The 24,726-nt window shown below is 63.2% G+C and carries 23 protein-coding genes; 14 read left to right on the top strand and 9 right to left on the bottom strand.

The annotated features are described in order from the left end of the window. Genes hemW through rph form a run of 3 tightly spaced genes read right to left on the bottom strand, consistent with a single transcriptional unit; the run spans position 1 to position 2,472 of the window. Positions 1-1,158: a radical SAM family heme chaperone HemW gene (hemW, locus tag BMW66_RS01725; RefSeq protein ID WP_093114896.1), complete on the bottom strand. Its 1,158-nt coding sequence runs from the start codon at positions 1,156-1,158 to the stop codon at positions 1-3. Continuing rightward, entirely contained in the window at positions 1,151-1,762 is a 612-nt protein-coding gene (rdgB, locus tag BMW66_RS01720) for an RdgB/HAM1 family non-canonical purine NTP pyrophosphatase (protein WP_093114895.1), read from the bottom strand. The genes hemW and rdgB overlap by 8 nt, the downstream gene beginning before the upstream one ends. Next, positions 1,759-2,472 (bottom strand): ribonuclease PH, encoded by a 714-nt coding sequence (gene rph, locus BMW66_RS01715; protein ID WP_093114894.1) that lies wholly within the window; start codon positions 2,470-2,472, stop codon positions 1,759-1,761. The genes rdgB and rph overlap by 4 nt, the downstream gene beginning before the upstream one ends. Before the next feature lie 113 nt (positions 2,473-2,585). Between rph and hrcA the strand changes: the two genes are divergently transcribed. Continuing rightward, positions 2,586-3,650, top strand: coding sequence for a heat-inducible transcriptional repressor HrcA (gene hrcA, locus BMW66_RS01710; protein WP_093114957.1), 1,065 nt, complete (start codon positions 2,586-2,588; stop codon positions 3,648-3,650). 9 nt (positions 3,651-3,659) lie between these two features. Continuing rightward, positions 3,660-4,220 carry a nucleotide exchange factor GrpE gene (locus BMW66_RS01705; RefSeq protein WP_093114893.1) on the top strand — a complete coding sequence of 187 codons (561 nt, stop codon included), beginning with the start codon at positions 3,660-3,662 and terminating at the stop codon, positions 4,218-4,220. 61 nt (positions 4,221-4,281) lie between these two features. On the opposite strand, the gene mutS is transcribed toward BMW66_RS01705, so the two are convergent. Then, positions 4,282-6,900, bottom strand: a complete 2,619-nt coding sequence (mutS, locus tag BMW66_RS01700; RefSeq protein WP_093114956.1) for a DNA mismatch repair protein MutS — start codon at positions 6,898-6,900, stop codon at positions 4,282-4,284. A 163-nt stretch (positions 6,901-7,063) separates the two neighbouring features. Here mutS and BMW66_RS01695 point away from each other — a divergent pair, with 163 nt between their 5' ends. Continuing rightward, positions 7,064-9,319 (top strand): NADP-dependent malic enzyme, encoded by a 2,256-nt coding sequence (locus BMW66_RS01695; protein WP_093114892.1) that lies wholly within the window; start codon positions 7,064-7,066, stop codon positions 9,317-9,319. A 50-nt stretch (positions 9,320-9,369) separates the two neighbouring features. Here BMW66_RS01695 and msrA read toward each other — a convergent pair whose 3' ends face one another. Then, on the bottom strand, positions 9,370-10,026 hold the full coding sequence (gene msrA / locus BMW66_RS01690; protein ID WP_093114891.1) for a peptide-methionine (S)-S-oxide reductase MsrA: 657 nt from the start codon (positions 10,024-10,026) through the stop codon (positions 9,370-9,372). A gap of 150 nt (positions 10,027-10,176) precedes the next feature. Between msrA and BMW66_RS01685 the strand changes: the two genes are divergently transcribed. Next, the gene (locus BMW66_RS01685; RefSeq protein ID WP_093114890.1) at positions 10,177-11,079 is read left to right on the top strand and encodes a D-amino acid aminotransferase; all 903 of its coding nucleotides are present in this window, start codon (positions 10,177-10,179) and stop codon (positions 11,077-11,079) included. Positions 11,080-11,134: 55 nt separating this feature from the next. Then, on the top strand, positions 11,135-11,848 hold the full coding sequence (locus BMW66_RS01680) for a sulfotransferase-like domain-containing protein (protein WP_093114889.1): 714 nt from the start codon (positions 11,135-11,137) through the stop codon (positions 11,846-11,848). Here the strand turns inward: BMW66_RS01680 and BMW66_RS01675 are convergent. Then, positions 11,845-13,071, bottom strand: a complete 1,227-nt coding sequence (locus BMW66_RS01675) for an argininosuccinate synthase (protein ID WP_093114888.1) — start codon at positions 13,069-13,071, stop codon at positions 11,845-11,847. The genes BMW66_RS01680 and BMW66_RS01675 overlap by 4 nt on opposite strands. Before the next feature lie 128 nt (positions 13,072-13,199). On the opposite strand from BMW66_RS01675, the gene ilvA reads away from it, so the two are divergent. Continuing rightward, complete coding sequence (ilvA, locus tag BMW66_RS01670; RefSeq protein WP_093114887.1) at positions 13,200-14,438, top strand: threonine ammonia-lyase IlvA; 1,239 nt, start codon at positions 13,200-13,202, stop codon at positions 14,436-14,438. A gap of 3 nt (positions 14,439-14,441) precedes the next feature. Here the strand turns inward: ilvA and BMW66_RS01665 are convergent, their stop codons facing one another. Continuing rightward, positions 14,442-14,774, bottom strand: coding sequence for an Hpt domain-containing protein (locus tag BMW66_RS01665; protein WP_093114886.1), 333 nt, complete (start codon positions 14,772-14,774; stop codon positions 14,442-14,444). 174 nt (positions 14,775-14,948) lie between these two features. Between BMW66_RS01665 and BMW66_RS01660 the strand changes: the two genes are divergently transcribed. Continuing rightward, complete coding sequence (locus tag BMW66_RS01660; RefSeq protein WP_245729283.1) at positions 14,949-16,205, top strand: PP2C family protein-serine/threonine phosphatase; 1,257 nt, start codon at positions 14,949-14,951, stop codon at positions 16,203-16,205. 30 nt (positions 16,206-16,235) lie between these two features. Here BMW66_RS01660 and BMW66_RS01655 read toward each other — a convergent pair whose 3' ends face one another. Then, positions 16,236-16,676, bottom strand: coding sequence for an NUDIX hydrolase (locus BMW66_RS01655; RefSeq protein ID WP_093114884.1), 441 nt, complete (start codon positions 16,674-16,676; stop codon positions 16,236-16,238). Positions 16,677-16,768: 92 nt separating this feature from the next. On the opposite strand from BMW66_RS01655, the gene hslO reads away from it, so the two are divergent. The 6 genes from hslO (at position 16,769) to BMW66_RS01625 (ending at position 23,442) form a co-directional block, all read left to right on the top strand. Then, complete coding sequence (gene hslO, locus BMW66_RS01650; RefSeq protein ID WP_093114883.1) at positions 16,769-17,764, top strand: Hsp33 family molecular chaperone HslO; 996 nt, start codon at positions 16,769-16,771, stop codon at positions 17,762-17,764. Further along, positions 17,757-18,356, top strand: coding sequence for a CoA pyrophosphatase (locus BMW66_RS01645; protein ID WP_281242604.1), 600 nt, complete (start codon positions 17,757-17,759; stop codon positions 18,354-18,356). Before hslO ends, BMW66_RS01645 begins: the two co-directional genes overlap by 8 nt. Next, entirely contained in the window at positions 18,353-19,522 is a 1,170-nt protein-coding gene (locus tag BMW66_RS01640) for a CCA tRNA nucleotidyltransferase (protein WP_093114882.1), read from the top strand. The genes BMW66_RS01645 and BMW66_RS01640 overlap by 4 nt, the downstream gene beginning before the upstream one ends. A 101-nt stretch (positions 19,523-19,623) precedes the next feature. Beyond that, positions 19,624-21,477, top strand: coding sequence for an ABC transporter ATP-binding protein (locus tag BMW66_RS01635; RefSeq protein WP_093114954.1), 1,854 nt, complete (start codon positions 19,624-19,626; stop codon positions 21,475-21,477). A gap of 185 nt (positions 21,478-21,662) precedes the next feature. Continuing rightward, positions 21,663-22,883, top strand: a complete 1,221-nt coding sequence (locus tag BMW66_RS01630) for a class I SAM-dependent RNA methyltransferase (protein WP_093114881.1) — start codon at positions 21,663-21,665, stop codon at positions 22,881-22,883. Between the two features lie 67 nt (positions 22,884-22,950). Continuing rightward, positions 22,951-23,442 (top strand): L,D-transpeptidase family protein, encoded by a 492-nt coding sequence (locus BMW66_RS01625; RefSeq protein WP_093114880.1) that lies wholly within the window; start codon positions 22,951-22,953, stop codon positions 23,440-23,442. On the opposite strand, the gene dalA is transcribed toward BMW66_RS01625, so the two are convergent. Next, positions 23,433-23,951 carry a divisome-associated lipoprotein DalA gene (gene dalA, locus BMW66_RS01620; protein WP_093114953.1) on the bottom strand — a complete coding sequence of 173 codons (519 nt, stop codon included), beginning with the start codon at positions 23,949-23,951 and terminating at the stop codon, positions 23,433-23,435. The two genes, BMW66_RS01625 and dalA, sit on opposite strands and share 10 nt — an antisense overlap. 168 nt (positions 23,952-24,119) lie before the next feature. On the opposite strand from dalA, the gene BMW66_RS01615 reads away from it, so the two are divergent. Then, the gene (locus tag BMW66_RS01615) at positions 24,120-24,722 is read left to right on the top strand and encodes a L,D-transpeptidase (RefSeq protein WP_093114879.1); all 603 of its coding nucleotides are present in this window, start codon (positions 24,120-24,122) and stop codon (positions 24,720-24,722) included. The last annotated feature ends 4 nt before the right edge of the window (positions 24,723-24,726 follow it).

The raw sequence follows: 24,726 nt of genomic DNA, 5'->3' as shown, positions 1-24,726 counted from the left end.
CTAGTCCCCCAGCAGTTCGGCGATCACCGAATTCAGAAGCATCCGTCCCTTTGGCGTTGTGCGTATGCGCGCAAAACCGGGATCCAAAAGTCCCAAATCCTGCAAATGCGCAACTGACTCCGTGCTGAGATTTTGACCTGAGAGTCGTTTGACGCGCTCTGCATCGACGCCTTCGACGAGACGCAAGCCCATGAGAAGGCATTCGACCGCCTGATCCGCGCAGGATACGGGATCTCGCAGCGATTCACCGTTGCCTGCGTCCACGGCGTCCAGCCATCTTGCAGGGTTTCTCCAACTTTCGGTGGCATGGCGCTGACCGCCGAGTGTGAGTCGCCCATGTGCCCCCGGCCCGATGCCGGCGTAGTCGCCATAGCGCCAGTAAATCAGGTTATGCCGCGATTCCTCACCCGGCCGGGAGTAGTTTGACACCTCGTAGCCTTCAAATCCCGCCTGCGCGCAAACCTCCTGCGTGACCTGGTACATGTCTGCCGACAGGTCATCATCGGGCAGGCCGCGCAAACCACCGCGCGCGTAGCGATCGCCAAAGGCCGTACCCTCCTCGATCGTCAGCTGATACAGGGACAGGTGATCCACCGCCATGGATAGCGCCTCGCGCAACTCCGACTGCCAATCCGCAAGGGATTGGTTCTGTCGTGCATAGATAAGGTCGAAGCTCACCCGGTCAAAGACCCCGCGCGCAATATCGAACGCGGCGCGCGCTTCCTCGACCGAGTGAATCCGGCCAAGCCGCTGTAGATCGTGGTTATTAAGTGCTTGAATTCCCATCGAAATACGGTTCACGCCCGCGGCGTGATACCCGGCGAAACGTCCCGCTTCCACGGATCCCGGATTTGCCTCCAGCGTCACTTCGAGAGAATTGGACACAGGCCACAGGCGTCGCACCCGCTCCAGAATCGCGTTCACCGTCTCCGGCGCCATCAGGCTCGGCGTGCCGCCCCCGAAATAAACCGTGCTGAGAACCCGGCCCTGCGTTTCGGCTCCCACGCGGTCCAGTTCCGCAAGATAGGCCCGCTGCCACCGCGCGTGATCGACCTGCGGTGAAACATGAGAGTTGAAATCGCAATAGGGGCACTTGGCCTGACAAAACGGCCAGTGGATATACAGGCCAAAGCCCCCGGTTTCCCAATCTTCAGGCAAAACAGCCCTTTACAAGTTTGTTGAAGGCATCGGCCCTGTGGCTGATCCTGTTCTTTTCCCAACGGTCCATCTCTCCGAATGTCACGTCATAGCCATCGGGCTGAAAAACCGGATCATATCCGTGACCTTCGCTCCCGCGCATGGGCCAGACGACCTGCCCCTCCACTGTGCCGGCGAACACCTCGTCATGCCCGTCGGGCCACGCCAGCACAAGCGTGCAACAGAACCGCGCGGTATGTGGGGCAGTGGCGCCCGTCGCCTCAAGCGCATCATGCGCCCGCGTCATGGCCATGGTGAAATCGCGCCCTTCTTCGGTTTCCGCCCAATCGGCGGTATAAACGCCCGGCGCCCCGTCCAGCGCGTCGATCTCGATCCCGGAATCGTCTGACAGCGCGGGAAGCCCTGTCGCCTTCGCCGCGGCATGGGCCTTGATCCGCGCATTGCCGACAAATGTCGTCTCGGTTTCTTCCGGCTCCGGAATCTTCGTCTCCGCCGCGCCCACGACCTTGACCCCGTAGGGTTCCATCAGATGCGCGATCTCTTCGAGCTTGCCCGAGTTATGCGTCGCCACAAGAAGGGTATCGCCCTGAAACCTGCGGGTCACGCGGCCGCGGCTTTCTGCGCCTCGACAAGCTGCGCGACGCCCTGCTCGGCCAGATCCAGAAGCCTGTTCATCTGATCGCGGGAATAGGTCGCGCCCTCGGCCGACATCTGCACCTCGATAAGCTGCCGGCTGCCGGTCATGATGAAATTTCCATCGACCCCCGCTTCACTGTCCTCAGGGTAATCGAGGTCAAGAACCGGTTGCCCCGCGTAAATACCGCAGCTGATCGCCGCCACCGGATCGACAAGCGGATCGGAAAGAACATCGCCAGCCTTCATCAGTTTGTTGACCGCAAGTCGAAGCGCCACCCAGCCGCCGGTGATCGCGGCGCAGCGCGTGCCGCCGTCCGCCTGAAGCACGTCGCAATCCACGGTGATCTGCCGTTCGCCAAGCGCGACACGATCCACACCGGCGCGCAGGCTGCGCCCGATCAGGCGCTGAATCTCGACGGTGCGCCCGCCCTGCTTGCCGGCTGTCGCCTCGCGCCGCATCCGCGTGTTCGTGGCGCGGGGAAGCATACCATATTCCGCCGTCACCCAGCCAAGCCCGGACCCCTTGATAAAGGGCGGAACGCGGTCCTCAATAGACGCGGTGCAAAGCACATGCGTCTCCCCGACCTTGATCAGGCAAGAGCCCTCGGCATGTTTCGTGAACTCCGTCTCAATGGACACGGGACGCATTTCATCAAGTTGACGGCCGGAAGGGCGCATGTTCAAAATCCTTTGTTGCTCGCGCAGGAGATACAGGGCACATGCCCTAAAATTCAAGCCCGATTGACCTTTGCTCTTGTGGCTCTTTAATGAGCGCATACATGGGACGGACGATGTCTGATAGCGCAAATATCCTTGATGAGATGAATGAGCGCTCGCGCGAGGTTTTTCGCCGGGTGGTCGAGGGCTATCTTGCCACCGGCGGGCCGGTCGGCTCCCGCACGCTGACACGCACACTGTCGGAAAAGGTAAGCCCCGCCACCGTGCGCAACGTCATGCAGGATCTCGAATTTCTCGGCCTGCTCGACTCTCCCCATGTCAGCGCGGGCCGCGTGCCGACGCAACTTGGTCTGCGCATGTTCGTGGATGGGATCCTTGAAATCGGAGATCTGGATGCCGAGGACCGGCTCAAGATCGACTCCAACCTCGGAAGCAACTCCGCCGATGTGGGGGGTATGCTCGATCGCGTCGGCTCGGCCCTGTCCGGAGTCACGCAGGGCGCATCGCTCGTGCTCGCGCCGAAACATGAGGCCCCGATCAAGCATATCGAGTTTGTGAGCCTTGGCCACGACCGCGCGCTGGTCGTGCTCGTGATGGCTGACGGGCACGTGGAGAACCGCCTTTTCACACCGCCGCCCGGCCAGACGCCAAGCTCCATGCGCGAAGCGGCGAATTTCCTCAACGCGCTGATCGAGGGAAGAACGCTGTCGGATCTGCAAACCGTCATTCGCGCAGAGATGGAGACGCGCCGCCAGGAAATCGACAGCATCGCACACGATCTCATCGAAAGCGGCATGGCTGTCTGGGCGGGCGAAGACGACACACACGACCGGCTTATCGTGCGCGGCCGGGCCAACCTGCTGGACTCCGATCAGCCGCAAGAGGATCTTGATCGCATCCGCACCCTGTTCGACGATCTCGAACGCAAGCGCGACATTGCCGATTTCCTCGAACTCGCCGATCAGGGTGAAGGCGTGAGGATCTTTATCGGATCGGAAAACAAACTTTTTTCACTTTCGGGTTCCTCTTTGGTGGTGTCTCCATATATGAACGCGGATCGAAAGATCGTAGGCGCCGTTGGGGTTATCGGCCCGACGCGCCTGAACTATGGACGCATTGTGCCGATTGTGAATTACACGGCGCAGTTGGTTGGAAAGCTGATCTCCGACCGCGGTTAGAGGTGAAATATGGCAGAGCCGAAAGACAATGAATTTCTGGACGACGTGGACGAGGCCGAGGCCGAGGAAAACGCCGTTTCTCTGGAAGAGATGGAGGCCGAAGCAATCGAACTCGATGAACTGCGCGCTGAACGGGATGAATTGAAGAACCGTTGGATGCGCGCATTGGCCGACGCCGAAAACTCCCGCAAGCGCGCCGACAAGGAGCGCCGCGAGGCAGAAAATTACGGCGGCCTGAAACTCGCGCGCGACATGCTGCCGGTCTATGACAACCTCAAACGCGCACTTGAAACCGCCACCGACGAACAACGCGAGCATGCCGGTGCCCTTCTCGAAGGGGTCGAGTTGACCATGCGCGAGCTTCTCAGCGTATTCAACAAGCACGGGATAGAGCTGCTTTCGCCGGAAGTGGGCGACAAGTTCGACCCCAAGATTCACGAGGCTATGTTCGAGGCCCCGCTGCCCGGCACCAACGCCGGAGAGATCATTCAGGTCTCCGCCGAGGGATTCATGATCCACGACCGCCTTCTGCGCCCGGCGAAGGTCGGCGTCTCCTCGAACCACGAATAGAATCGCCGCTCCATCGTCGGGCGGTCTGGCTTGCAGGGCAGGGGGTCTACCCTGCCCTTCGTCATTTCCCCGTCAACTCTTTCAGATCATAGAGAATCTGTAGTGCTTCGCGCGGGGACAGATCGTCCGGTAGTATGCCCTGCAGCCGCTTTTCCACGGGCGAGGGGCCTTTGGGCGCCGCCGGGGCGGGCGCCGGCGTCGCGGCAAAGAGCGGCAGATCATCTATAAGCGCCTTTTGCCCCGATCCTTCGCGCTCACCCTTCTCCAGCATCTCCAGAACCGCGCGCGCCCGCTCGACCACCACCGGCGGAAGTCCGGCAAGCTGCGCGACCTGCACGCCATAGCTGCGGTCCGCCGCGCCGCGTTTGACCTCGTGAAGGAAGATGACGTCGCCGTCCCATTCCTTCACCGTCACGGTGGCATTCTCCACCCCGTCCAGGCGCCCGGCAAGCGCGGTCATTTCGTGGTAATGCGTGGCAAACAGCGCCCGCGCGTGGTTCACCTCGTGCAGATGCTCCAATGTTGCCCATGCAATCGACAACCCGTCATAGGTGGCCGTGCCGCGCCCGATCTCGTCAAGGATCACAAGCGCCCGATCATCCGCCTGATTGAGGATCGCCGCTGTCTCCACCATCTCCACCATGAAGGTGGAGCGCCCGCGCGCCAGATCGTCTGACGCGCCCACGCGGCTGAAAAGCTGGCTCACCATCCCGATCCGCGCGCGCGTCGCGGGGACGTGGCTGCCTATCTGCGCCAGAAGAGCGATAAGCGCATTCTGTCGCAGGAACGTCGATTTCCCCGCCATGTTCGGCCCGGTCAGAAGCCAGATCCGCGCCGCATCGCCCCCCGACAGGTCGCAATCGTTGGCCACGAAAGACGCGCCGCCCTGTCGGCGCAGCGCTGCCTCGACCACCGGATGACGCCCGCCCGCGATGTCGAAATCCCGGCTCTCGTTCACCTCCGGCCGGCACCAGTCCTCGGCAATGGAAAGATCGGCGAGCGCGGTCTGCACGTCGAATTCCGCCAGCGCGCGCGCCGCCCCGGACACTGCGCCGGATTCGGCCAGAACAGCCCCGCGCAAGCTGGAATAGTGACGCTTTTCAATCTCGAGCGCGGTATTTCCGGCGTTGAGAATCCGCGTCTCCATCTCGCTCAGCTCCACGGTGGTGAACCGCACCTGGTTCGCCGTGGTCTGCCGATGAATGAAGGTCTCCGACAGCGGCGGCGACAGCATCCGCTCGGCGTGCTTGGCCGTGGTCTCGATGAAATAGCCCAGAACATTGTTGTGCTTGATCTTCAGCGACGTGATGCCGGTCTGCTCGGTGAATTGCGCCTGCATCCCGGCGATCACACCGCGCCCCTTATCACGCAGCTTGCGGGTCTCGTCCAGCTCCGCATCGAATCCGTCCGCGATGAATCCGCCATCGCGCGCCAGAAGCGGCGGCTCCGCGATCAGCGCCTGATCGAGAAGATCGGTCAACGCCTCATGCCCCCTCAGCGCGGCCAGCGCATCACGAAGCAGCGGCGGCAATTCATGTGCCTCCAGCGTCGCGGCCAGCGCCTCTGCCTGCGCGAGCCCGTTGCGGATCGCGGCAAGATCGCGGGGCCCGCCCCGGTCCAGCGCGAGCCGCGACAGCGCGCGGTCCAGATCGGGCACCTTGCGCAGCGTGTCGCGCACCTGCCGCGCCACGTTCCGGTTCTCCGTGAAGAACCCCACCGCGCCCAGCCGCGCGCGCACCGTCTCCAGCGACAAAGACGGCGAGGACACCCGCCGCTCCAGAAGCCGCGCGCCCCCGGCTGTCACCGTCCGGTCGATCGTCGCCAGAAGCGATCCGGCCCGCCCGCCTTGCAGGCTGTGGGTCAGCTCAAGGTTTCGCCGCGTGGCCGCGTCGATCTGCATTACTCCGCCGGTGATCTCCTTCACCGGCGGGCTCAGAAGCGGCAGCTTGCCCTTCTGGGTGACCTCAAGGTAGTCGATGATCGCGCCCAGCGCCCCGGTTTCGGCCCGGCTGAATGTGCCGAAGGCGTCGAGGCTGGCCGCCTTGAACAGCGCCGCAACCCGCTTTCCCGCCGCCGTGCTGTCGAATGATCCACGTGAAACCGTGGTGATCGGAATCCCCATATCAGAGACTGTTTCCGCCAGATCCGCCTCCGACCCCTCGGGGGCAAGCAGCTCCGACGGGGCCAGCTGCGCCAGTTCCGCCGCCAGCCGCACCCGTGGCAATGTCATCACATGCAGCGCGCCTGTCGAAATATCCGCCCAGGCCAGCGCGCACTCCTCACGCACCTGCGAAAACGCCGCAAGGAAATTGTGGCGCCGCGCGTCCAGTAGGGAATCCTCGGTCAACGTGCCGGGGGTGACAAGCCGGACCACCTCGCGCCTGACCACGGACTTGGACCCGCGCTTTTTCGCCTCTGCCGGGCTTTCCATCTGCTCGCAGACCGCGACGCGGAACCCCTTGCGGATCAGGGTCAGGAAATAACCCTCCGCCGAATGATGCGGCACCCCGCACATGGGTATTTCTTCGCCCTCGTGTTTTCCGCGCTTGGTCAGCGCGATGTCGAGCGCCTCCGCCGCTGTCGCCGCGTCGTCAAAGAACATCTCGTAGAAATCGCCCATCCGGTAGAACAAGAGAGCGTCGGGATGCTGCGCCTTGATCTCCAGATACTGCGCCATCATGGGCGTGACGGTCGCCTTGCCTGCCTCCACGGAAAATCCCCCGGTTCTGATTGCTGTCAGGCTTAGCAAATCCACGCTCTGCGGCGAAAGGTGAAAACGCAACGCGGTTGGCAGAAAGCCGCGCCTCGGCTATGACGCGACGGCGGTATGAAAGGGACAGCCCATGACCAAGAGCAGGATCACCCCGGAAGAGGCGCTCGCCTTCCACCTCGAACCCAGCCCCGGCAAATTCGAGATACGGGCCACCGTCCCCATGACCACGCAGCGCGACCTGTCGCTGGCCTATTCTCCGGGCGTGGCGGTGCCCTGCGAGGCGATCGCGGAAAACCCCGCGACCGTCTATGACTACACCAACAAGGGCAACCTCGTGGCGGTGATCTCCAACGGCACGGCGGTTCTTGGACTTGGCAATCTCGGCGCGCTCGGCTCCAAGCCGGTAATGGAGGGCAAGGCCGTGCTCTTCAAACGCTTCGCCGATGTCAACTCCATCGACATAGAGCTGGACACCGAAGACCCCGACGCCTTCTGTCAGGCGGTGCGGCTGATGGGCCCGACCTTCGGCGGTATTAACCTCGAAGACATCAAGGCGCCGGAATGCTTCATCATCGAACAGCGCCTCAAGGAGGAGATGGATATTCCCGTCTTCCACGACGATCAGCACGGCACCGCCGTGATCTGCGCGGCGGGCCTGATCAACGCGCTGCACATCTCCGGCAAGAAGATCGAGGAATGCAGGATCGTTCTCAACGGCGCGGGGGCCGCCGGCATCGCCTGTATCGAGCTACTCAAACGCATGGGCGCGCGGCATGACAACTGCATCGCGTGCGACACCAAGGGCGTGATCTGGCAGGGCCGGACAGAGGGCATGAACCAGTGGAAATCGGCCCATGCGGTGGAAACCGACCTGCGCACGCTGAAAGAGGCGATGGTCGGCGCGGACGTGTTCCTCGGCGTGTCGGTGCGGGGCGCCGTGACCTCCGAAATGGTGGCGAGCATGGCCGACGATCCGGTGATCTTCGCGATGGCCAACCCCGATCCCGAGATCACCCCCGAAGAGGCCCACGCCGTGCGCAGCGACGCCATCGTGGCCACCGGCCGTTCCGATTATCCCAATCAGGTCAACAACGTGCTGGGCTTTCCCTACCTCTTTCGCGGCGCGCTCGACATTCACGCCCGCGCCATCAACGACGAGATGAAGATCGCCTGCGCGGAAGCGCTCGCCGCGCTGGCGCGCGAGGACGTGCCCGATGAGGTCGCGATGGCCTATGGCCGCAAGCTGTCCTTCGGGCGCGACTACATCATTCCCACACCGTTCGATCCGCGCCTGATCTACCGCATTCCGCCCGCCGTGGCCCGCGCCGGGATGGAAACCGGCGCCGCGCGCCGGCCCATCATCGACATGGACGGATATGAGCTGTCCCTGAAATCGCGGATGGACCCGACCGCCTCCATCCTGCGCGGGTTGAACGTCCGCGCCCGCAACGCGCAGGCCCGGATGATCTTCGCCGAAGGCGACGATCCGCGCGTTCTGCGCGCCGCCGTGATGTATCAGCGGCAGGGGCTGGGCAAGGCGCTTGTCGTCGGCCGCGACAAGGACGTGCAGGAACAGCTAGAGGCCGCGGGACTTGGCGATGCGGTGCCCGAGATCGAGGTGATCAACGCCCGGAAATCGCCGCATCTGGAAACCTACACGGATTTCCTCTACCGCCGCCTGCAACGCAAGGGCTTCGACCGGCAGGATATTTTCAAACTGGCCGCCCGCGATCGCCATGTCTTTGCGGCGCTGATGCTCGCGCACGGGCATGGCGACGGGCTCGTGACCGGGGCAACCCGGAAATCGGCGCATGTACTCGACCTGATCAATCATGTCTTTGATGCCGACGCCGATCATGGCGCGGTCGGGGTGACGGCGCTACTGCTCAATGGCCGGATCGTGCTGGTCGCGGATACTCTGGTGCACGAATGGCCGAGCGCCGAGGATCTGGCCAATATCGCGGAACGCTGCGCCGGAGTGGCGCGCCACATGGCGCTGGAGCCGCGAGTCGCCTTCGTCAGCTTCTCGACCTTCGGCCATCCCATGTCGGAACGCGCCGAAAAGATGCACAAGGCGCCCGCGATTCTCGATGAACGCGGCGTCGATTTCGAATATGAGGGCGAAATGACGGTCGATGTCGCCCTGAACCCGAGGGCGCAGGATAGTTACCCGTTTCAGCGCCTGACCGGCCCGGCCAACATCCTTGTGGTGCCGGCACGGCATTCGGCCTCTATCTCGGTGAAACTCATGCAGGAAATGGCGGGCGCCACGGTGATCGGCCCGATTCTGTCGGGCGTGGACGGCTCTATTCAGATATGCTCCACAGGCTCCACCGCGAGCGATATCCTCAACATGGCGATCCTGTCGGCCTGCAAGGTAGGATAGCAGTCCAGCGCGCCCCTCCGGAAAATGTCGTCAGAGCGGCGCGGGCGCGATCAACTTCCGGCAAAGGGCGCCGCATCTCCCCAAAGCTGGCGAACCCGCTCATCGCGCCCGCAGGCGTCGCGATAGCGTTTATAGGCTTCGGCCTGCCGCTTCGGGCCGAACCGCGTCAGTACCAGCTTCGTGCCCTTGTAGTAATCCTGGTGATAGTCCTCCGCCTCATAGAAGGGCGCGGCCTCAAGTATGGGCGTCACGATTGTCTGGCCAAGCTCGGCCTCGGCCCTTTGCTTGGCGGCTTGCGCAACCTCTCTTTCCGCGGAATCAGAGACGAATATGGCGGTGCGATAGCTGTCTCCGCGGTCACAGAACTGCCCGCCCGCATCCGTCGGATCGATAGAGCGGAAAAACATGTCGAGGATCTGCTTGCGGCTGATCGTGGCGGGGTCGAAGGTGATCTTCACCGCCTCGTAGTGCCCGGTGTCGCCGCCCGTCACCTGCTTGTAGGTCGGGTCTTCGACGGTGCCGCCGGTATAGCCGGACACCGCGTCCCGCACCCCGCGCACCCGTTCGAAATCGGCCTCGACACACCAGAAGCAGCCCCCGGCCACCACGATGGATTCGCTCTCCGCCGCCCGCGCTTCCTTCACGGAAAACCCGACACCGATGAGAAGGGCGAGCGCCGCGAGCTTGATCGTCTGAAGAATTCGCATGGTTAATCCTCCTTTATTCCGACCCTGCGCCCGCGCGGCCCGTTTGGACAAGCCCGGCGCCTCGCGTGTCACGTCGAGTTGATCGGGATTTACCGCTTGGATCGCGGTGTCGGTGCGACTAGCCTCCGCGCGAGCCGAGAGAGGACCGCCATGACCGATACCGTGACCACCCATCAGGCCGCCGAAGATGCCCGCAACGAGAATGTGAAGATCTGGGTGAATGGCCTGCTCAAACCACGCGCCGAGGCGATGGTGAGCGTGTTCGATTCGGGCTTCATGCTGGGCGATGGCGTCTGGGAGGGGATGCGGCTCTACAATGGGCGCTGGGCCTTTCTGGACGACCACCTTGACCGGCTTTTCGAAGCGGCGAAAGCCATTGACCTCGATATCGGCATGACGCGAGCAGCGGTGATTTCCGCCTTGTCAGAGACACAAACGGCCAACGCCATGACCGCCGATGCCCATGCGCGGCTCATGGTGACGCGCGGCGTCAAATCCCGCCCGTTTCAGCATCCGGGGCTAAGCCGTCAGGGACCGACCGTGGTGATCATCATGGAACATTCCCGCCCGTCGATCCCGCGCCCGATCCGCCTTGCCACCGTGCCGCACATGCGCGGCCTGCCGATGACTCAGGACCCCAAGCTCAACAGTCATTCGAAGCTAAACTGCATACTGGCCTGCATCGCCGCCGAAAAGGCCGGCGCGGACGAGGCGCTCATGCTCGACGTGCATGGCTTCGTGAACACCACCAACGCCTGCAATTTCTTCATCGTCCGGCGCGGCGAGATCTGGACCAGCACGGGCGATTACTGCATGAACGGCATCACCCGGCAAAAGGTGATCGACCTGTGCCGCGTGAATGGCATCCCGGTGCATGAGCGGAACTTCTCCCTTGTCGATACCTACGGCGCGGACGAGGCGTTTCTGACGGGCACGTTCGGCGCCCAGACCCCGGTGGGAGAGATTGATGGCCGGGTGATCGGCACCGGCGAAATGGGCCCCATGACGACGCGCCTGCGCGGGCTTTACCGCGAACTGGTCGGCGCCGCCTGAGGGCACCGACGGAATACCGACAGAATACCGACGTTTTACCGACAAGGAATTTATCATGAAAATTGCCATGTGGTCCGGTCCCCGGAACCTCTCCACCGCGATGATGTATGCCTTCGGCAACCGCTCCGATTGCGCCGTGGTGGATGAGCCCTTTTATGCTGCTTACCTCAGGCTCACGGGTCTCAAGCACCCCATGCGCGACGAGATCATGGAGTCGCAATCGCAGGATCCAGCAGAGGTTATCACCGCGCTGACAGGCACTAATCCCGCGCAAAAGCCTTATTTCTATCAAAAGCACATGGCCCAGCACATGATCCCCGGCATCCCCCGCGACTGGATGCGAAAGGTGGTCAACGTGTTTCTCATCCGCCACCCCGCCCGCGTTCTCGCCAGCTTCGCGGCGAAATACGAAAACCCCGGACTCGACGACATCGGGTTTCGCCAACAGGTGGAGTTGATCAATGAAATCAGGGACTTCAGTGAAAATCCCGTGATTATCGACAGTTTCGACATCCGCCAGAATCCCGGCGAAATGCTCAACCTCCTGTGCGAAGCGATCGACGTTCCCTTCTCGCCGGACATGCTCCGCTGGCCCAAGGGCGGTCACAAGGACGACGGCATCTGGGCGCGCCACTGGTATGGCACGGTCTGGACCTCGACGGGTTTTGCCGGGCCGGAGGGCGAATTGCCCCGTGTTCGTGACGATCTACGCCCCGTTCTGGACGCCGCCATGCCGCTCTACGAAGACATGCGGGCGATGGCGATCTAGCTGCCCAGACGCCTGTTCCGCATCGCCAGAAGCCGCAGCCGAAGCGCGTTGAGCTTGATGAACCCCGCCGCGTCCTTCTGATCATAGGCCCCGGCGTCATCCTCGAAGGTGACATGCTCTTCGGAATAAAGCGAATGCTCCGACCAGCGGCTCACCGTGCGCGCCAGACCCTTGTAAAGCTTGAGCCGAACCGTGCCGGTCACGTGCTCCTGACTGCGGTCGATCAGCGCCTGAAGCATCTCGCGCTCCGGGCTGAACCAGAAGCCGTTATAGATCAGCTCCGCATACTGCGGCATGATCTGATCCTTCAGATGCGCCGCCCCGCGGTCGAGCGTGATCTGCTCGATCCCCCGGTGCGCCTCAAGCAGGATCGTGCCGCCGGGCGTCTCATAGATGCCACGCGATTTCATCCCGACAAAACGCCCTTCGACCAGATCGAGCCGGCCAATGCCGTGCCTGCGCCCATAGTCGTTCAGCGCCGTCAGGATCGTTGCGGGGCTCATCGCCTCGCCATTGATCGCCACGGCGTCGCCCTTTTCAAAGGTGACCTCGATGAACTCGGGCGCGTCGGGCGCGTCCTCGGGATTCACGGTGCGCTGATAGACATAATCGGGCGCGTCCTGCGCGGGATCTTCCAGAACCTTGCCCTCGGATGAGGTGTGCAGAAGGTTGGCATCGACGGAAAACGGTGCCTCGCCGCGCTTGTCCGTTGCAATGGGGATCTGGTGCTTCTCGGCAAAATCGATGAGCTTCGTGCGGCTCGTCAGATCCCATTCCCGCCAGGGGGCGATCACCCTGATATCGGGGTTGAGCGCATAGGCCGCCAGCTCGAACCGCACCTGATCGTTGCCCTTGCCGGTCGCCCCGTGGGCCACCGCGTCGGCGCCGGTTTCCTCGGCGATCTCGATCAACCGCTTGGAAATCAGGGGCCGCGCGATGGAGGTGCCAAGCAGGTATAGCCCCTCGTAAACCGCATTGGCGCGGAACATGGGAAAGACAAAATCGCGCACGAACTCCTCGCGCACATCCTCGATATAGATGTTCTCCGGTTTTATCCCGAGAAGCTCCGCCTTCTTGCGCGCGGGGTCCAGCTCCTCCCCCTGGCCGAGATCGGCGGTGAATGTGACGACCTCGCAGCCATACTCGGTCTGCAACCACTTCAGGATGATCGAGGTGTCGAGGCCGCCGGAATAGGCCAGCACGACTTTCTTGGGCGCGGACATGTCATCTTCCCTTCATACGGATATCGCGCGGGCGATAGCGGTTTTTGAACGCAAGGGCAAGGTGGCCGGGCTGCCGGTATCCCGATGTATTCCTTGCCTTGGCGCGTGGCTTGCGGCACTTGGGGGACATGCATGACTTCCGCGATCTCTCCCGTGCCGCCGAAACCGCCATGCGCGACGTGTTTGCCGCCACGCCGCTGCAACTCAATGCGCATTTGTCCGAACGGTTCGGGGCGGAGATCTACCTCAAGCGCGAGGATCTGACCCCGGTGCGCAGCTACAAGCTGCGCGGCGCGTTCAACGCGATGCGCAAGGTTCTGGCGCACGATCCGGACAGGCGGCTTTTCGTCTGTGCCAGCGCCGGAAACCATGCGCAGGGCGTGGCCTTCATGTGCCGCCATTTCGGGGTGCGCGGCGTGATCTTCATGCCCGTGACCACGCCGCAGCAAAAGGTTTTCAAGACCGAAACATTTGGCGGCGATCATATCGAAATCCGCATGATCGGCGACTATTTCGACGACACGCTTGCCGCCGCGCAATCCTACTGCCGTGAGGCGGGGGGCAGCTTTCTGGCCCCCTTCGACGATGAGGATGTGATCGAGGGGCAGGCCTCCGTCGGCGTGGAGATCATGGATCAGCTTGGCCATGCCCCCGACCGCATCGTGCTTCCCGTGGGTGGCGGGGGGCTCTCCGCCGGGGTCTGTAGCTATTTCGGGCAGCGCACAGCCTTCACCCTGGTGGAGCCGGCGGGCGGCACGAGCCTGCGCGCCGCGCTGGAGGCTGGCGCCCCGGTGACCCTTGCCCGCGTCAACAGCTTCGTCGATGGCGCGGCGGTCGCCCGCATCGGCGAGAAAACCTTTGCCCGGCTGGCACATATCGACCCGCAAAATGTTCTTGCCGCGCCGGAGGACCGGATCTGCACCACCATGATGGAGATGCTGAACGTCGAGGGAATCGTGCTCGAACCGGCCGGGGCGCTGGCCATCGACGTGCTCACCGATATTGCCGATCAGATCAGGGGCCAGAGCGTGGTCTGCGTCACATCGGGCGGGAATTTCGATTTCGAACGCCTGCCGGAGGTGAAGGAACGTGCCCAGCGTTACTCCGGGGTGAAGAAGTACTTCATCCTGCGTCTGCCGCAGCGGCCCGGTGCGCTCAAGGAGTTTCTCAATATCCTCGGGCCAGAGGATGACATTGCCCGCTTCGAATACCTGAAGAAGTCGGCACGCAACTTCGGCTCTGTCCTGATCGGGATCGAAACCCGCAGGGCCGAGAATTTCGCCGCGCTGTTCGCGCGCATTGACGCGGCCGGCTTCACCTATACCGACATCACCAACGACGAAACCCTGGCGCAGTTCGTGATCTGACCCCTACGCCGCAAGGGCCTGCGCCAGCCCTTCGTCGAACAGGCGCCTGCTGTGCATGAACTGCGCGGCGATCTCGGCAAGGGCGACCTGCTGCGCCATGCCCTCCGCGGCCAGTGCCTCCCCGGCGTGGCAAAGCGCTGCAAAACCCCGAAACCCGAGGTTCAGCGCGCTGCCTTTGAGGTGATGCAACTCCGCCTCAAGTGTCTCCGGGTGGGGCACGGTGCGCAGACGGGCGATCGTTTCCTGCGCCTCTTGCATGAACATCTCAACCACTTCGTCGAAATCCTGCGCTCCGATCTCGTTGTGCAATGCCTTGACCTGGCTCCAGTCGATCATCACCTGATCCCCATTTTGCCTGAGTCTCGACCTTTGCAGGCAATTGGTAAAATAATCGTTCCCGGTGCCGGAACGACTGGCGCGATTTCAGGTTCATGGGCCGTTAAGGCCACCGGGCTAGGAATGGTGGGTTCATTCAGACGCGCGACCCCGGGGATTTACCATTTGACGGCCTTGCCACATACAGACCGGCTGACGCGGCGCCAGTGCGGGGCGGTGCGCCGTATCCTTCTGGTCGATGACAGCCGCCTGCAACGGCGCGTCCTGTCGGCCACCCTTGCGCGCGACGGATATGAGGTGATGGAGGCCGCCTCCGGACAGGAAGCGTTGGCGGTCTGCCGCACTCATCCCCCCGATCTGGTGATCAGTGACTGGATGATGCCGGGGATGGACGGGCTTGATTTCTGCCGCGCCTTCCGCGAGATGACCGGCGAGGCGTATGGCTATTTCATCCTCCTCACCTCCAAGAGCGAAAAGCAAGAGGTTGCGCGTGGACTGCAAAACGGCGCCGATGATTTCCTGATCAAGCCGGTCAATGCCGACGAACTGCGGGCCCGCATCACCGCCGGAGAGCGTATCCTGCGCATGCAGCGAGAACTCACCGAAAAGAACCGCGTGATTACCGACACCCTTTCGGAATTGCAGCGGCTGTACGACACAATCGACCATGATCTGATTGAGGCCCGCAAGCTTCAGCAATCACTGGTGCGCAACAGGTTTCAGGTCTATGCGCGCGGCACGGTCTCACTCCTCCTGCGGCCATGCGGGCATGTCGGCGGTGATCTCGTCGGGCACTACCGCATCAACCGCGATCAGGTCGGGCTTTTCGCCATCGACGTGTCCGGCCACGGCGTCAGCGCCGCGCTTATGACTGCGCGCCTTGCGGGTTATCTTTCGTCCGCTGCACCGGATCAGAATGTGGCGTTGCGGCGAAACAGGGACGGAAGTTATGGACATCTTCCCCCGGCAGAGGTGATCCGCCGCCTGAATCGCCTCATTCTGGATGAAATGAAGACAGAGCACTATTTTACGATGCTGCTCGCCGTGGCCGATCTGCGCGACGGGCGCGTGACACTCGCACAGGCCGGGCATCCCCATCCCGTGCTATTGCGCCGCGACGGGCGGGTGGAACAGGCAGGATCGGGCGGCTTGCCGGTCGGGCTCATCGAAGGGGCGGACTTCGCGCAATTCGAAATGCGGCTCGATCCCGGTGACAGGCTTTTCCTTCTGTCCGATGGCGTCACCGAATGCCCCGACCCTCATGGCCACTTTCTGGGGGAAGATGGGCTTGCCATGTTGATGGGTGACCTGCGCGCACAGCCGGCCTTTTCGGTTCTGGAAACCCTGCTGTGGAAACTGGGGGACCATGCGGGCGGGCAGGGGTTTGCCGACGATATTTCGGGCATCCTGCTCGAATACTCGGGTCGCTGAAGCGCCCGCGACCGAGTGTGCCGGCCCGCCCTACCGCGCGGCCAGAAGCGCCGCGAAATGCCGGTCGCCGGAATTGCCAAGGTGGCGCGCCGCCTCCTGCGCGGGCATCCAGACGGCTTCATGCGCGGGCTCCGTCGGAGGGCCGATCTGCCGCACCGGCCTCGCAGTATAGATGGTGCACAGCTTGTCAGCCCAGATGTCGTAATCCGGCATATAGACAAAGCGCCGGAACGCCCCCGCCCGGCGTAGCCCGGTGATGGTCCAGCCCGTTTCCTCGTAGACTTCCCGGTGCAGCGCGGGGATGGGCGATTCGCCGGGATCGATCCCGCCGCCGGGAAGCTGAAACTCCGCGACGGGGCGCGCCTGATGCGTCAAAAGCACCTGATCACCAAGCCGCAGCACCGCATAGACCCCCGGCCTTCGCAGGTAGCAGCGGTTTTTCTGGGGCGTCGGACCGAACCGTCTGATCATCCTGTGCGCCTCACCCTTTTGCCTTTGCGTGCATAGACCTATATAGGCCCCGCAAGCGAGACAAGGCGCACCGATGCGCATAAGGACATCCCATGACTCTCGGAACCAAAATCGCCTGGGACGACACGGTATTGCCGTTTCAGCTCGACAGATCGGACATGCGCGGCCGCGTGGCGCGGCTCGACGGGGTGCTCGACGGCATCCTCAGACAGCACGACTACCCCCCCGCGGTCGAGGCGCTGGTGGCGGAAATGGCGCTGCTGACCGCGCTGATCGGCCAGACGATCAAGCTGCGCTGGAAGCTCTCGCTTCAGGTGCAGACAAAAGGCCCCGTGCGCATGATCGCCACCGATTACTACGGACCCACCGACGAGGGGGAGCCGGCGCGCATCCGCGCCTACGCCAGTTTCGATCGCGACCGCGTGACCGATGGCCCCCCCTTCGCGCAGTTGGGCGAGGGCTATTTCGCCATCCTCATCGACCAGGGCAAGGGAATGCAGCCCTATCAGGGCATCACCCCGATTGCCGGCGGCTCCCTGCGGGCCTGCGCCGAGGCGTATTTCGCGCAGTCCGAACAGCTGGCCACCCGGTTTTCCCTGCGGTACGGCAAATCCACCGAACGCGGCGTGCCCGAACACTGGCGCGCGGGCGGGATCATGCTGCAACATATGCCCAAGGCATCCCCCTTCGCCAGCGGCGAGGGCGGATCGGGTGAGGGCGGGCTGCTCACGGCGTCGGATTTCCTCGATGAGGACGACGGCGAGAACTGGAACCGCGTGAACATGCATCTCGACACGGTCGAGGATCTCGAACTGATCGGCCCGGCGCTGCCGCCGACCGACCTTCTGGTGCGCCTGTTCCACGAGGAGGGGCCGCGCGTGTTCGATTCGCAGCCCGTGCGCTTCGGCTGCACCTGTTCGGAGGATCGTGTGCGCCAGAGCCTGTCGATCTATTCGGCCAAGGACATCGGCCGCATGACCACCGAAGAAGGGATCGTCACCGCCGATTGCCAGTTCTGCGGCGCGCATTACGAGCTTGACCCCGACACGCTCGGTTTCGAGGCCACGAAAGAGGCGGGCGGTGAGTGATCCGCTCGCCCCGGTGATCGCGGCGCTGACGCGCGAGTCGGGCGCGTCCTCGGACTTTGACCTGAACCCCGAGATGACGCTTCCCCCCGCGCGCCGCCTGCGCCCGGCCGGGGTTCTCGTCGCCTTCACCCTGCGCGCCGGTGTGCCGCATGTCATCCTGACCAAGCGCGCCTCGCATCTCAAGCACCACCCCGGACAGATCGCCTTTCCCGGCGGTAAGCAGGACGAGGGTGACGCCGATGTGATCGCCACCGCCCTGCGCGAGGCCGAGGAGGAGATCGGCCTGCCCCCCGACCGGGTGGAGATTCTGGGTCACCTGCCCAACCACGAAACCGTGACCGCCTTCAACATGACGCCGGTACTGGGCCGCATCACCGATCATTTCGAAATTCGCCCCGAACCCGGTGAGGTCGATGAGGTGTTCTTCGTCCCCTTCCACCACCTGTCCGATCCGGCGCGCTACTCGGTGCAGGCCCGGCGCTGGCAGGGGCGCTGGCGGTATTACCAGACGATCCCCTACGGCCCCTATTACATCTGGGGCGCGACCGCTCGCGTCCTTTACGGGCTGGCCCAAAGGATGGCCGCGTCATGACCGTGATCTCCGGCGACTGGTTCACCGCCCCCGACACTCGCGCGGTCTGCGACATGCTCACCGGCGCGGGGCATCAGGCGCTTTTCGTTGGCGGCTGCGTGCGTAACGCGCTTCTTGGCGTGCCGGTGGCGGATGTGGACATCGCCACCGATGCCCGCCCCGAGCGGGTGATCGAACTGGCGCGCGCGGCGGGGCTCGATCCCGTGCCCACCGGCATCGAGCATGGCACGATCACCGTCGTCGCGGGGGGCATCCCGCATGAGGTCACGACCTTTCGCAAGGATGTGGAAACCGATGGCCGCCGCGCCGTCGTCGCCTTCTCCAGCCGGGTCGAGGATGACGCCCACCGCCGCGATTTCACCATGAACGCGCTTTACGCTACGCCGGACGGGGCGGTGGTCGATCCGCTGGGCGGCGGGCTGGCCGATCTGCGGGCGCGGCGTGTGCGCTTCATCGACGACGCCGATCAGCGCATTCGCGAGGATTACCTGCGCATCCTGCGCTATTTTCGCTTTCACGCGCATTACGGCGATGCCGCGCGCGGGATGGACCGCGAGGCGCTTTCCGCCATCGCCGAACATGCCCACGGGCTTGACGCGCTGTCCTCCGAACGGATTACGGCGGAGTTTCTGAAGCTGCTGGCGGCCCCCGACCCCGCCCCCGCCCTCGCGGCCATGCGCGCCTGCGGGGTGCTGACGCATATCCTGCCGGGCGGCGACGATACCGCGCTCGCCCCGCTGGTTCACCTCGAAGGCGATGCCCCCCCCGATCCCCTGCGCCGTCTCGCCGCGCTGGGTGGAGAGGCCGCCGCCCGCCTGCGTCTGTCGAAACGGCAGGCGCGCCGCCTCGCCAATCTGCGCGAGGCCGCCGGCAGCCCCGATGGCCCCGCGACCCTCGGCTATCGCCACGGGGAAGACACCGCGCGCGATATCCTGCTGATTCGCGCCGCCTCTCTGGGCCAGACCCTTGCCGACACCACACTGCAAGAGGCGCGCGCGGGCGCTGCCGCGATCTTCCCGGTCGCGCCCGCCGATCTCATGCCCGCCTATCGCGGCAAGGCACTGGGCGACCGGCTCAAGGCGCTGGAAGCGCTCTGGATCGCCTCGGGCTTCACCCTCACGCGCGATGATCTGCTCTCGCGCTCGGACGACTTGCCCCCGCTTTGACATCGCCGGACGGGCGGGGCATCTTGCGCCTGCCCCGCGCCGCCCGCCCGTCGATCTGGCCAGCCCCGCGCCGGGCAACCCTTGCCCCGGAGTTTGCGCGCGTGTTCCGTCTGTTTGAAAACCTTGTCGATCCCTATTGCGACTACCCCGAGAACGACACCCCGCCCCGGCGGCTCTGGCCGTTCATGGCGGCCTATGCGGTCCCCTTCCACCGGGTTTTCGTGCTGGCTACCCTCATGTCCGTGGTGGTCGCGGCGGTGGAAATCGGGCTGATCTACTACATGGGGCGGCTTGTCGATCTTCTGGGCGGCGATCCGGTGAGCTTCTGGGACAGCTACGGGACCGAACTGATCCTCGCCGCGATTTTCATGCTCTTCCTGCGCCCGATCATTCAGGCGCTGGATGTCCTGTTGCTCAACAACACGATCATTCCGAATTTCGGCACGCTGATTCGCTGGCGCGCGCATAAACACGTCCTGCGCCAGTCGGTCGGCTGGTTCGAAAACGATTTCGCGGGCCGCATCGCCAACCGCATCATGCAGACACCCCCCGCCGCCGGAGAGGCGGTGTTTCAGGTATTCGATGCGATCACCTTCTCACTGGCCTATTTTGTCGGCGCCGCCATCCTTCTGAGCGACTCCGACCCGAGACTGGTGATACCGCTCATTTTCTGGCTGGTGCTTTATGCCGGCCTCATCCTCTGGACTGTCCGCCGCGTCGGCCCAGCCTCCAAACGGGCGTCGGATGCCCGAAGCCAGGTGACGGGCCGCGTGGTGGACGCCTACACCAATATCCACTCGGTGAAACTCTTTGCCCATAACCGCCGCGAACTCGACTACGCCCATGAGGCGATCGAGCATGCGCGCGAGACGTTTCAGCAGGAAATGCGCATCTATACGGTGATGGATGTGACGCTGGTGATCCTCAACGGGCTTCTTGTCGTGGGAGTTGTCGGCTGGGCGATCCTGCTCTGGGCGCAAGGGTCGGCCTCTGTCGGGGTCGTTGCGGCGGCCACCGCCCTGACGCTGCGGCTCAACGGCATGACCGGCTGGATCATGTGGGCGCTCACCTCCTTCTTCCGGCAGCTTGGCGTGGTGGCCGAGGGGATGGAAACCATCGCGCAGCCGATCACCCTTGTGGATGCGCCCGATGCCGAGCCCCTGCGCCTGACGAAGGGTCGGATCGAGATCGACAATCTCTCGCATCACTACGGGCGAGGAGCGGGCGGGCTCGACCGCGTGTCGCTCTCCATCGCGCCGGGGGAAAAGATCGGGCTGGTCGGTCGTTCCGGCGCGGGCAAATCGACGCTGGTGAAGCTTTTACTGCGCTTTTACGACACCGAAGAGGGGCGAATCCTCATCGACGGGCAGGACATCGCCCAAGTCACACAGGACAGCCTGCGCGACCAGATCGGCATGGTGCAGCAGGACAGCTCCCTCATGCACCGCTCCGTGCGCGACAATATCCTCTATGGTCGCCCCGACGCATCGGAGGAAGAGATGATCGAGGCCGCGAAAAAGGCCGAGGCGCATGAGTTCATTCTTGATCTGGAGGATTCAGAGGGCAACCCCGGCTATGACGCTCGCGTGGGCGAACGCGGTGTGAAACTTTCCGGCGGGCAGCGGCAGCGAATCACCCTCGCCCGCGTGATCCTCAAGGATGCGCCGATCCTGCTTCTCGACGAGGCGACAAGCGCCCTCGATTCCGAGGTGGAGGCCGCGATACAGAAAACCCTCTATGGCATGATGGAGGGCAAGACCGTGATCGCCATCGCGCACCGGCTTTCGACCATCGCGCGGATGGACCGAATCGTTGTGCTCGACGATGGCCGCATTGTCGAAAACGGCACGCATGACGATCTGCTCTCACACGGGGGGCTTTATGCCTCCTTCTGGGCGCGGCAGTCGGGCGGCTTTCTCAATGCCGACGAAGAGGACGAAACAGCGGCGCAATAACCCAAAGGATAGCGTGCGCTCCGTTAATCGCGCCGATCCAGCGAAATGTCGGTCATCGCCACCGACGCAATACCGACGTTATACCGACGTGATACCGAAAGCGGTTTTTGAGCGAAATCAGCGTATTAACCCTGATTCGCCCAAATCCGCTTTTACAGTGTGGTTTCGGGCTCTATGACACCGGAATGAGCGAGCATGACATCGAGCGTCTGGGCCATCACGGCGACGGTATCGCCGAAGGGCCGGTTTTCGTCCCCCTCACCCTGCCGGGTGAGCGGGTAAGCGGGGATATTGTGGGCAATCGCCTTGCCGATCCCAAGATATTGCGCCCCTCGCCCGACCGCGTGACCCCGCCCTGCCGTCATTTCAAGCACTGCGGCGGCTGCCAGTTGCAACACGCAAGCGATGATCTCGTGGCGGCGTGGAAGGTCGATGTTGTGCGTCAAGCCCTTGCCGCACAAGGGGTTTCCGCCGATTTCCGTCCGATCGTCACCTCGCCGGCCCAATCGCGCCGCCGCGCCGCCCTCTCCGTGCGACGCACCAAGAAAGGCGCGCTCGCCGGTTTTCACTCCCGCGGCACCAACGTCATCGCGGAGATCCCCGATTGCCAGCTCCTGCACCCCGACCTTATGCCCGCCCTGAAGGTGGCAGAGGCGCTGGCCGTGCTGGGCGCGAGCCGCAAGGCGGAACTGACGGTCACGGCTACCCTTTCGCGGGGTGGCGTGGACATCGCCGCGCGGGGCGGGAAAGAGCCGGATGGCCCCCTCCTCGCCCGTCTGGCCCAGGCGGCGGAGGCGCATGGGCTGGCCCGGCTAAGCTGGAACGACGAGGTGATCGCAACCCGCCTGCCGCCCATACAAGTGTTTGGAAAAGCAGAGGTTTCTCCACCCCCCGGTGCGTTCCTTCAGGCCACGGAAGAGGGCGAAGCCGCGCTTGTGATGGCGGTGAAAGAGGCAGTCGGCAGCGCTGCGAAAGTGATCGACCTGTTCGCCGGATGCGGCACCTTCGCGCTTCCTCTGGCCGAAGGGGCACGCGTCCATGCCGTCGAAGGCGACCGCGCCATGACCCGCGCACTGGAGGACGGATGGCGCATGGCAAGCGGCCTCAAACACGTCACCACAGAGGCGCGCGATCTCTTCCGAAACCCGGTCATTGTCGAGGATTTGCGCTACGACGCAGCTGTGATTGATCCGCCCCGGGCCGGGGCAGAGGCGCAGGTGCGCGAACTCGCCGCCTCCGCAATTCCGCGTATCGCCTTTGTGTCCTGTAATCCCGCGACCTTCGCCCGCGACGCCGCGATCCTCATCAGCTCCGGCTACACGCTCGACTGGGTGCAGGTCGTGGATCAGTTTCGCTGGTCCGCCCACGTCGAACTTGCCGCGCTGTTCACGAGAGGGAAAGCCTGACGGTTTCCTCTATCCCGCTGCTGCGGATCAGAGTACAATCCGGAAAAAATCGAGCGGAGTTCCCCCCATGCGCATCTTGTCCTGGCTGCTGATCGCAGCGCTTGGCTTGGGCCTCGCGGCCTGTTCCAAGTTCCAGACCTATAACGGACCAGAGGTCACAAGAGTCCTTGTTTATAAGGGCGAAAGAAAGATATACCTCCTGCACCACGACCGGGTTCTGAAGCACTACGACATGGATCTTGGTTTTGCACCGAATGGGCACAAGGCGAAACGCGGCGACGGCCGGACGCCCGAAGGCGACTACGCGATTGACCGCCGCAACCCAAACAGCGAGTTCTATCTGTCGATCGGAATTTCCTACCCCAACAAGGAGGACATAGCGCGCGCCAAGGCCGCAGGAGAGGATCCCGGCGGCGATATTTTCATCCACGGAAATCCCCGGCGACCGGGTGGACGAAAACCCGACTGGACCGCAGGCTGCATTTCGGTAACGAACGCCGAAATGCGCGAGATCTACGCGATGGTGAGGAACGGAACGCCGATTTCGATCTATCCTTGAGGGATGGCTTTCGTTCCCATTATAAGGGTCCACCAGATCTTGCCATTGTCCTCCTGAAACCAGGCGAACCCCATGTCCTGTGCCTCGGGATCAACGATGATTGCGCGGGTGTCGTCCTGATCGATCCACGCACCAAGCGTCTCAAGCTCTGTCTCGTAAGTCTCTGAAATTGCTTCTCCGGTCAGGCGGCCCGGATAGCCCGCGCGTTCCACGCGGTCGACGGGCGACGAACCGTCGGACCCGAAATGCCAGGGTCGATTCTGGATCGACATATCACGCGAATGCGTGGCCGCTGCCGCATTGAGTCTGGAATCAAGCTCGACCACCTGCGCCCCCCGAGCCCTGCGTAGCGCATTGACCGAATCAAGCATACGATACTGCACCTTTTCGGGACTTGATCCCCCGATACGGTAGAGCCGCGTTCCGTCGGATGTCGTTCCCACACCACCCGGGGCGCAGCCTGCTACGGCAAGCGCAAGAGACAGGAACAGGACGATCAGACGTGTCATTTTCATCACCCATGAATAATTTTGCCTTTCCGTCTAACCCGCTGTCCGTTGCGATGGAAACCCACATCGGCGTGAAGTTCTAAAATGAGGCGTGTTTCATTTGCGACTGCGGCTTTCCGGCAATATGATTACAAAGTTCATTCGATTGCAGATGGATGGAGAATAGCGATGAACCGGAAGACGAATGTGGGTCTCGGAAGACGGGCCTTTCTGACCGGCGGCGCCGCCTTGCTTGCAACCCCTGCGCTAACGCAACAGCTCGACAGGTCTGGCACGGTTGAAATGGAGCGGGATGTCACAACGTCTGTAAAACGCAATATTTCCAGCTTTCGCGCACTTGACTGGCGTCCCCATTTTCCGAATCTGAACAATGGCGCGATACTAGTCGATGTTTCTTCGCGCGCACTTCACTTCTGGTCCGAGGATCACAGCACCTACCGGCTTTTCCCGTCGAGCGTGCCTTTGACCGAGGATCTGACCCGCCGCGGACGAACTCGTGTTGTGCGCAAGGTCGTGGGGCCGGACTGGCGTCCGACACCGGCAATGAAACGGCGCAATCCGGAATGGCCGGACTACGTTCCGCCCGGCCCTGACAACCCGCTTGGCACCCACGCGCTTTACCTCGGCTGGACGTATTACCGTATCCACGGCACCCACGACACACGCAAGATCGGGCGGAGATCTTCGAACGGCTGTATCGGGCTATATAACGAACATATTGCAGAGCTATTCGGATATGCCAAAGTGGGCACGCAGGTGTTGCTAATATGACGAC

Source organism: Salinihabitans flavidus (genome assembly GCF_900110425.1).
Taxonomy (GTDB): Bacteria; Pseudomonadota; Alphaproteobacteria; order Rhodobacterales; family Rhodobacteraceae; genus Salinihabitans; species Salinihabitans flavidus.
This window is presented reverse-complemented; position numbering and strand designations above follow the sequence as displayed.

Excerpts from the sequence above, each read along its gene's own strand:
- BMW66_RS01665 (WP_093114886.1), bottom strand. The coding sequence starts at position 14,774 with ATGATCGACTGGAGCCAGGTCAAGGCATTGCACAACGAGATCGGAGCG.
- ilvA (WP_093114887.1), top strand. The coding sequence starts at position 13,200 with ATGCATGACTTCCGCGATCTCTCCCGTGCCGCCGAAACCGCCATGCGC.
- dalA (WP_093114953.1), bottom strand. The coding sequence starts at position 23,951 with ATGACACGTCTGATCGTCCTGTTCCTGTCTCTTGCGCTTGCCGTAGCA.
- mutS (WP_093114956.1), bottom strand. The coding sequence starts at position 6,900 with ATGATGGCGCAGTATCTGGAGATCAAGGCGCAGCATCCCGACGCTCTC.
- BMW66_RS01625 (WP_093114880.1), top strand. The coding sequence starts at position 22,951 with ATGCGCATCTTGTCCTGGCTGCTGATCGCAGCGCTTGGCTTGGGCCTC.
- BMW66_RS01655 (WP_093114884.1), bottom strand. The coding sequence starts at position 16,676 with ATGATCAGACGGTTCGGTCCGACGCCCCAGAAAAACCGCTGCTACCTG.
- BMW66_RS01640 (WP_093114882.1), top strand. The coding sequence starts at position 18,353 with ATGACCGTGATCTCCGGCGACTGGTTCACCGCCCCCGACACTCGCGCG.
- msrA (WP_093114891.1), bottom strand. The coding sequence starts at position 10,026 with ATGCGAATTCTTCAGACGATCAAGCTCGCGGCGCTCGCCCTTCTCATC.
- BMW66_RS01685 (WP_093114890.1), top strand. The coding sequence starts at position 10,177 with ATGACCGATACCGTGACCACCCATCAGGCCGCCGAAGATGCCCGCAAC.
- BMW66_RS01675 (WP_093114888.1), bottom strand. The coding sequence starts at position 13,071 with ATGTCCGCGCCCAAGAAAGTCGTGCTGGCCTATTCCGGCGGCCTCGAC.
- BMW66_RS01695 (WP_093114892.1), top strand. The coding sequence starts at position 7,064 with ATGACCAAGAGCAGGATCACCCCGGAAGAGGCGCTCGCCTTCCACCTC.
- BMW66_RS01630 (WP_093114881.1), top strand. The coding sequence starts at position 21,663 with ATGAGCGAGCATGACATCGAGCGTCTGGGCCATCACGGCGACGGTATC.
- rph (WP_093114894.1), bottom strand. The coding sequence starts at position 2,472 with ATGCGCCCTTCCGGCCGTCAACTTGATGAAATGCGTCCCGTGTCCATT.
- hrcA (WP_093114957.1), top strand. The coding sequence starts at position 2,586 with ATGTCTGATAGCGCAAATATCCTTGATGAGATGAATGAGCGCTCGCGC.
- BMW66_RS01680 (WP_093114889.1), top strand. The coding sequence starts at position 11,135 with ATGAAAATTGCCATGTGGTCCGGTCCCCGGAACCTCTCCACCGCGATG.
- BMW66_RS01615 (WP_093114879.1), top strand. The coding sequence starts at position 24,120 with ATGAACCGGAAGACGAATGTGGGTCTCGGAAGACGGGCCTTTCTGACC.
- hslO (WP_093114883.1), top strand. The coding sequence starts at position 16,769 with ATGACTCTCGGAACCAAAATCGCCTGGGACGACACGGTATTGCCGTTT.
- BMW66_RS01705 (WP_093114893.1), top strand. The coding sequence starts at position 3,660 with ATGGCAGAGCCGAAAGACAATGAATTTCTGGACGACGTGGACGAGGCC.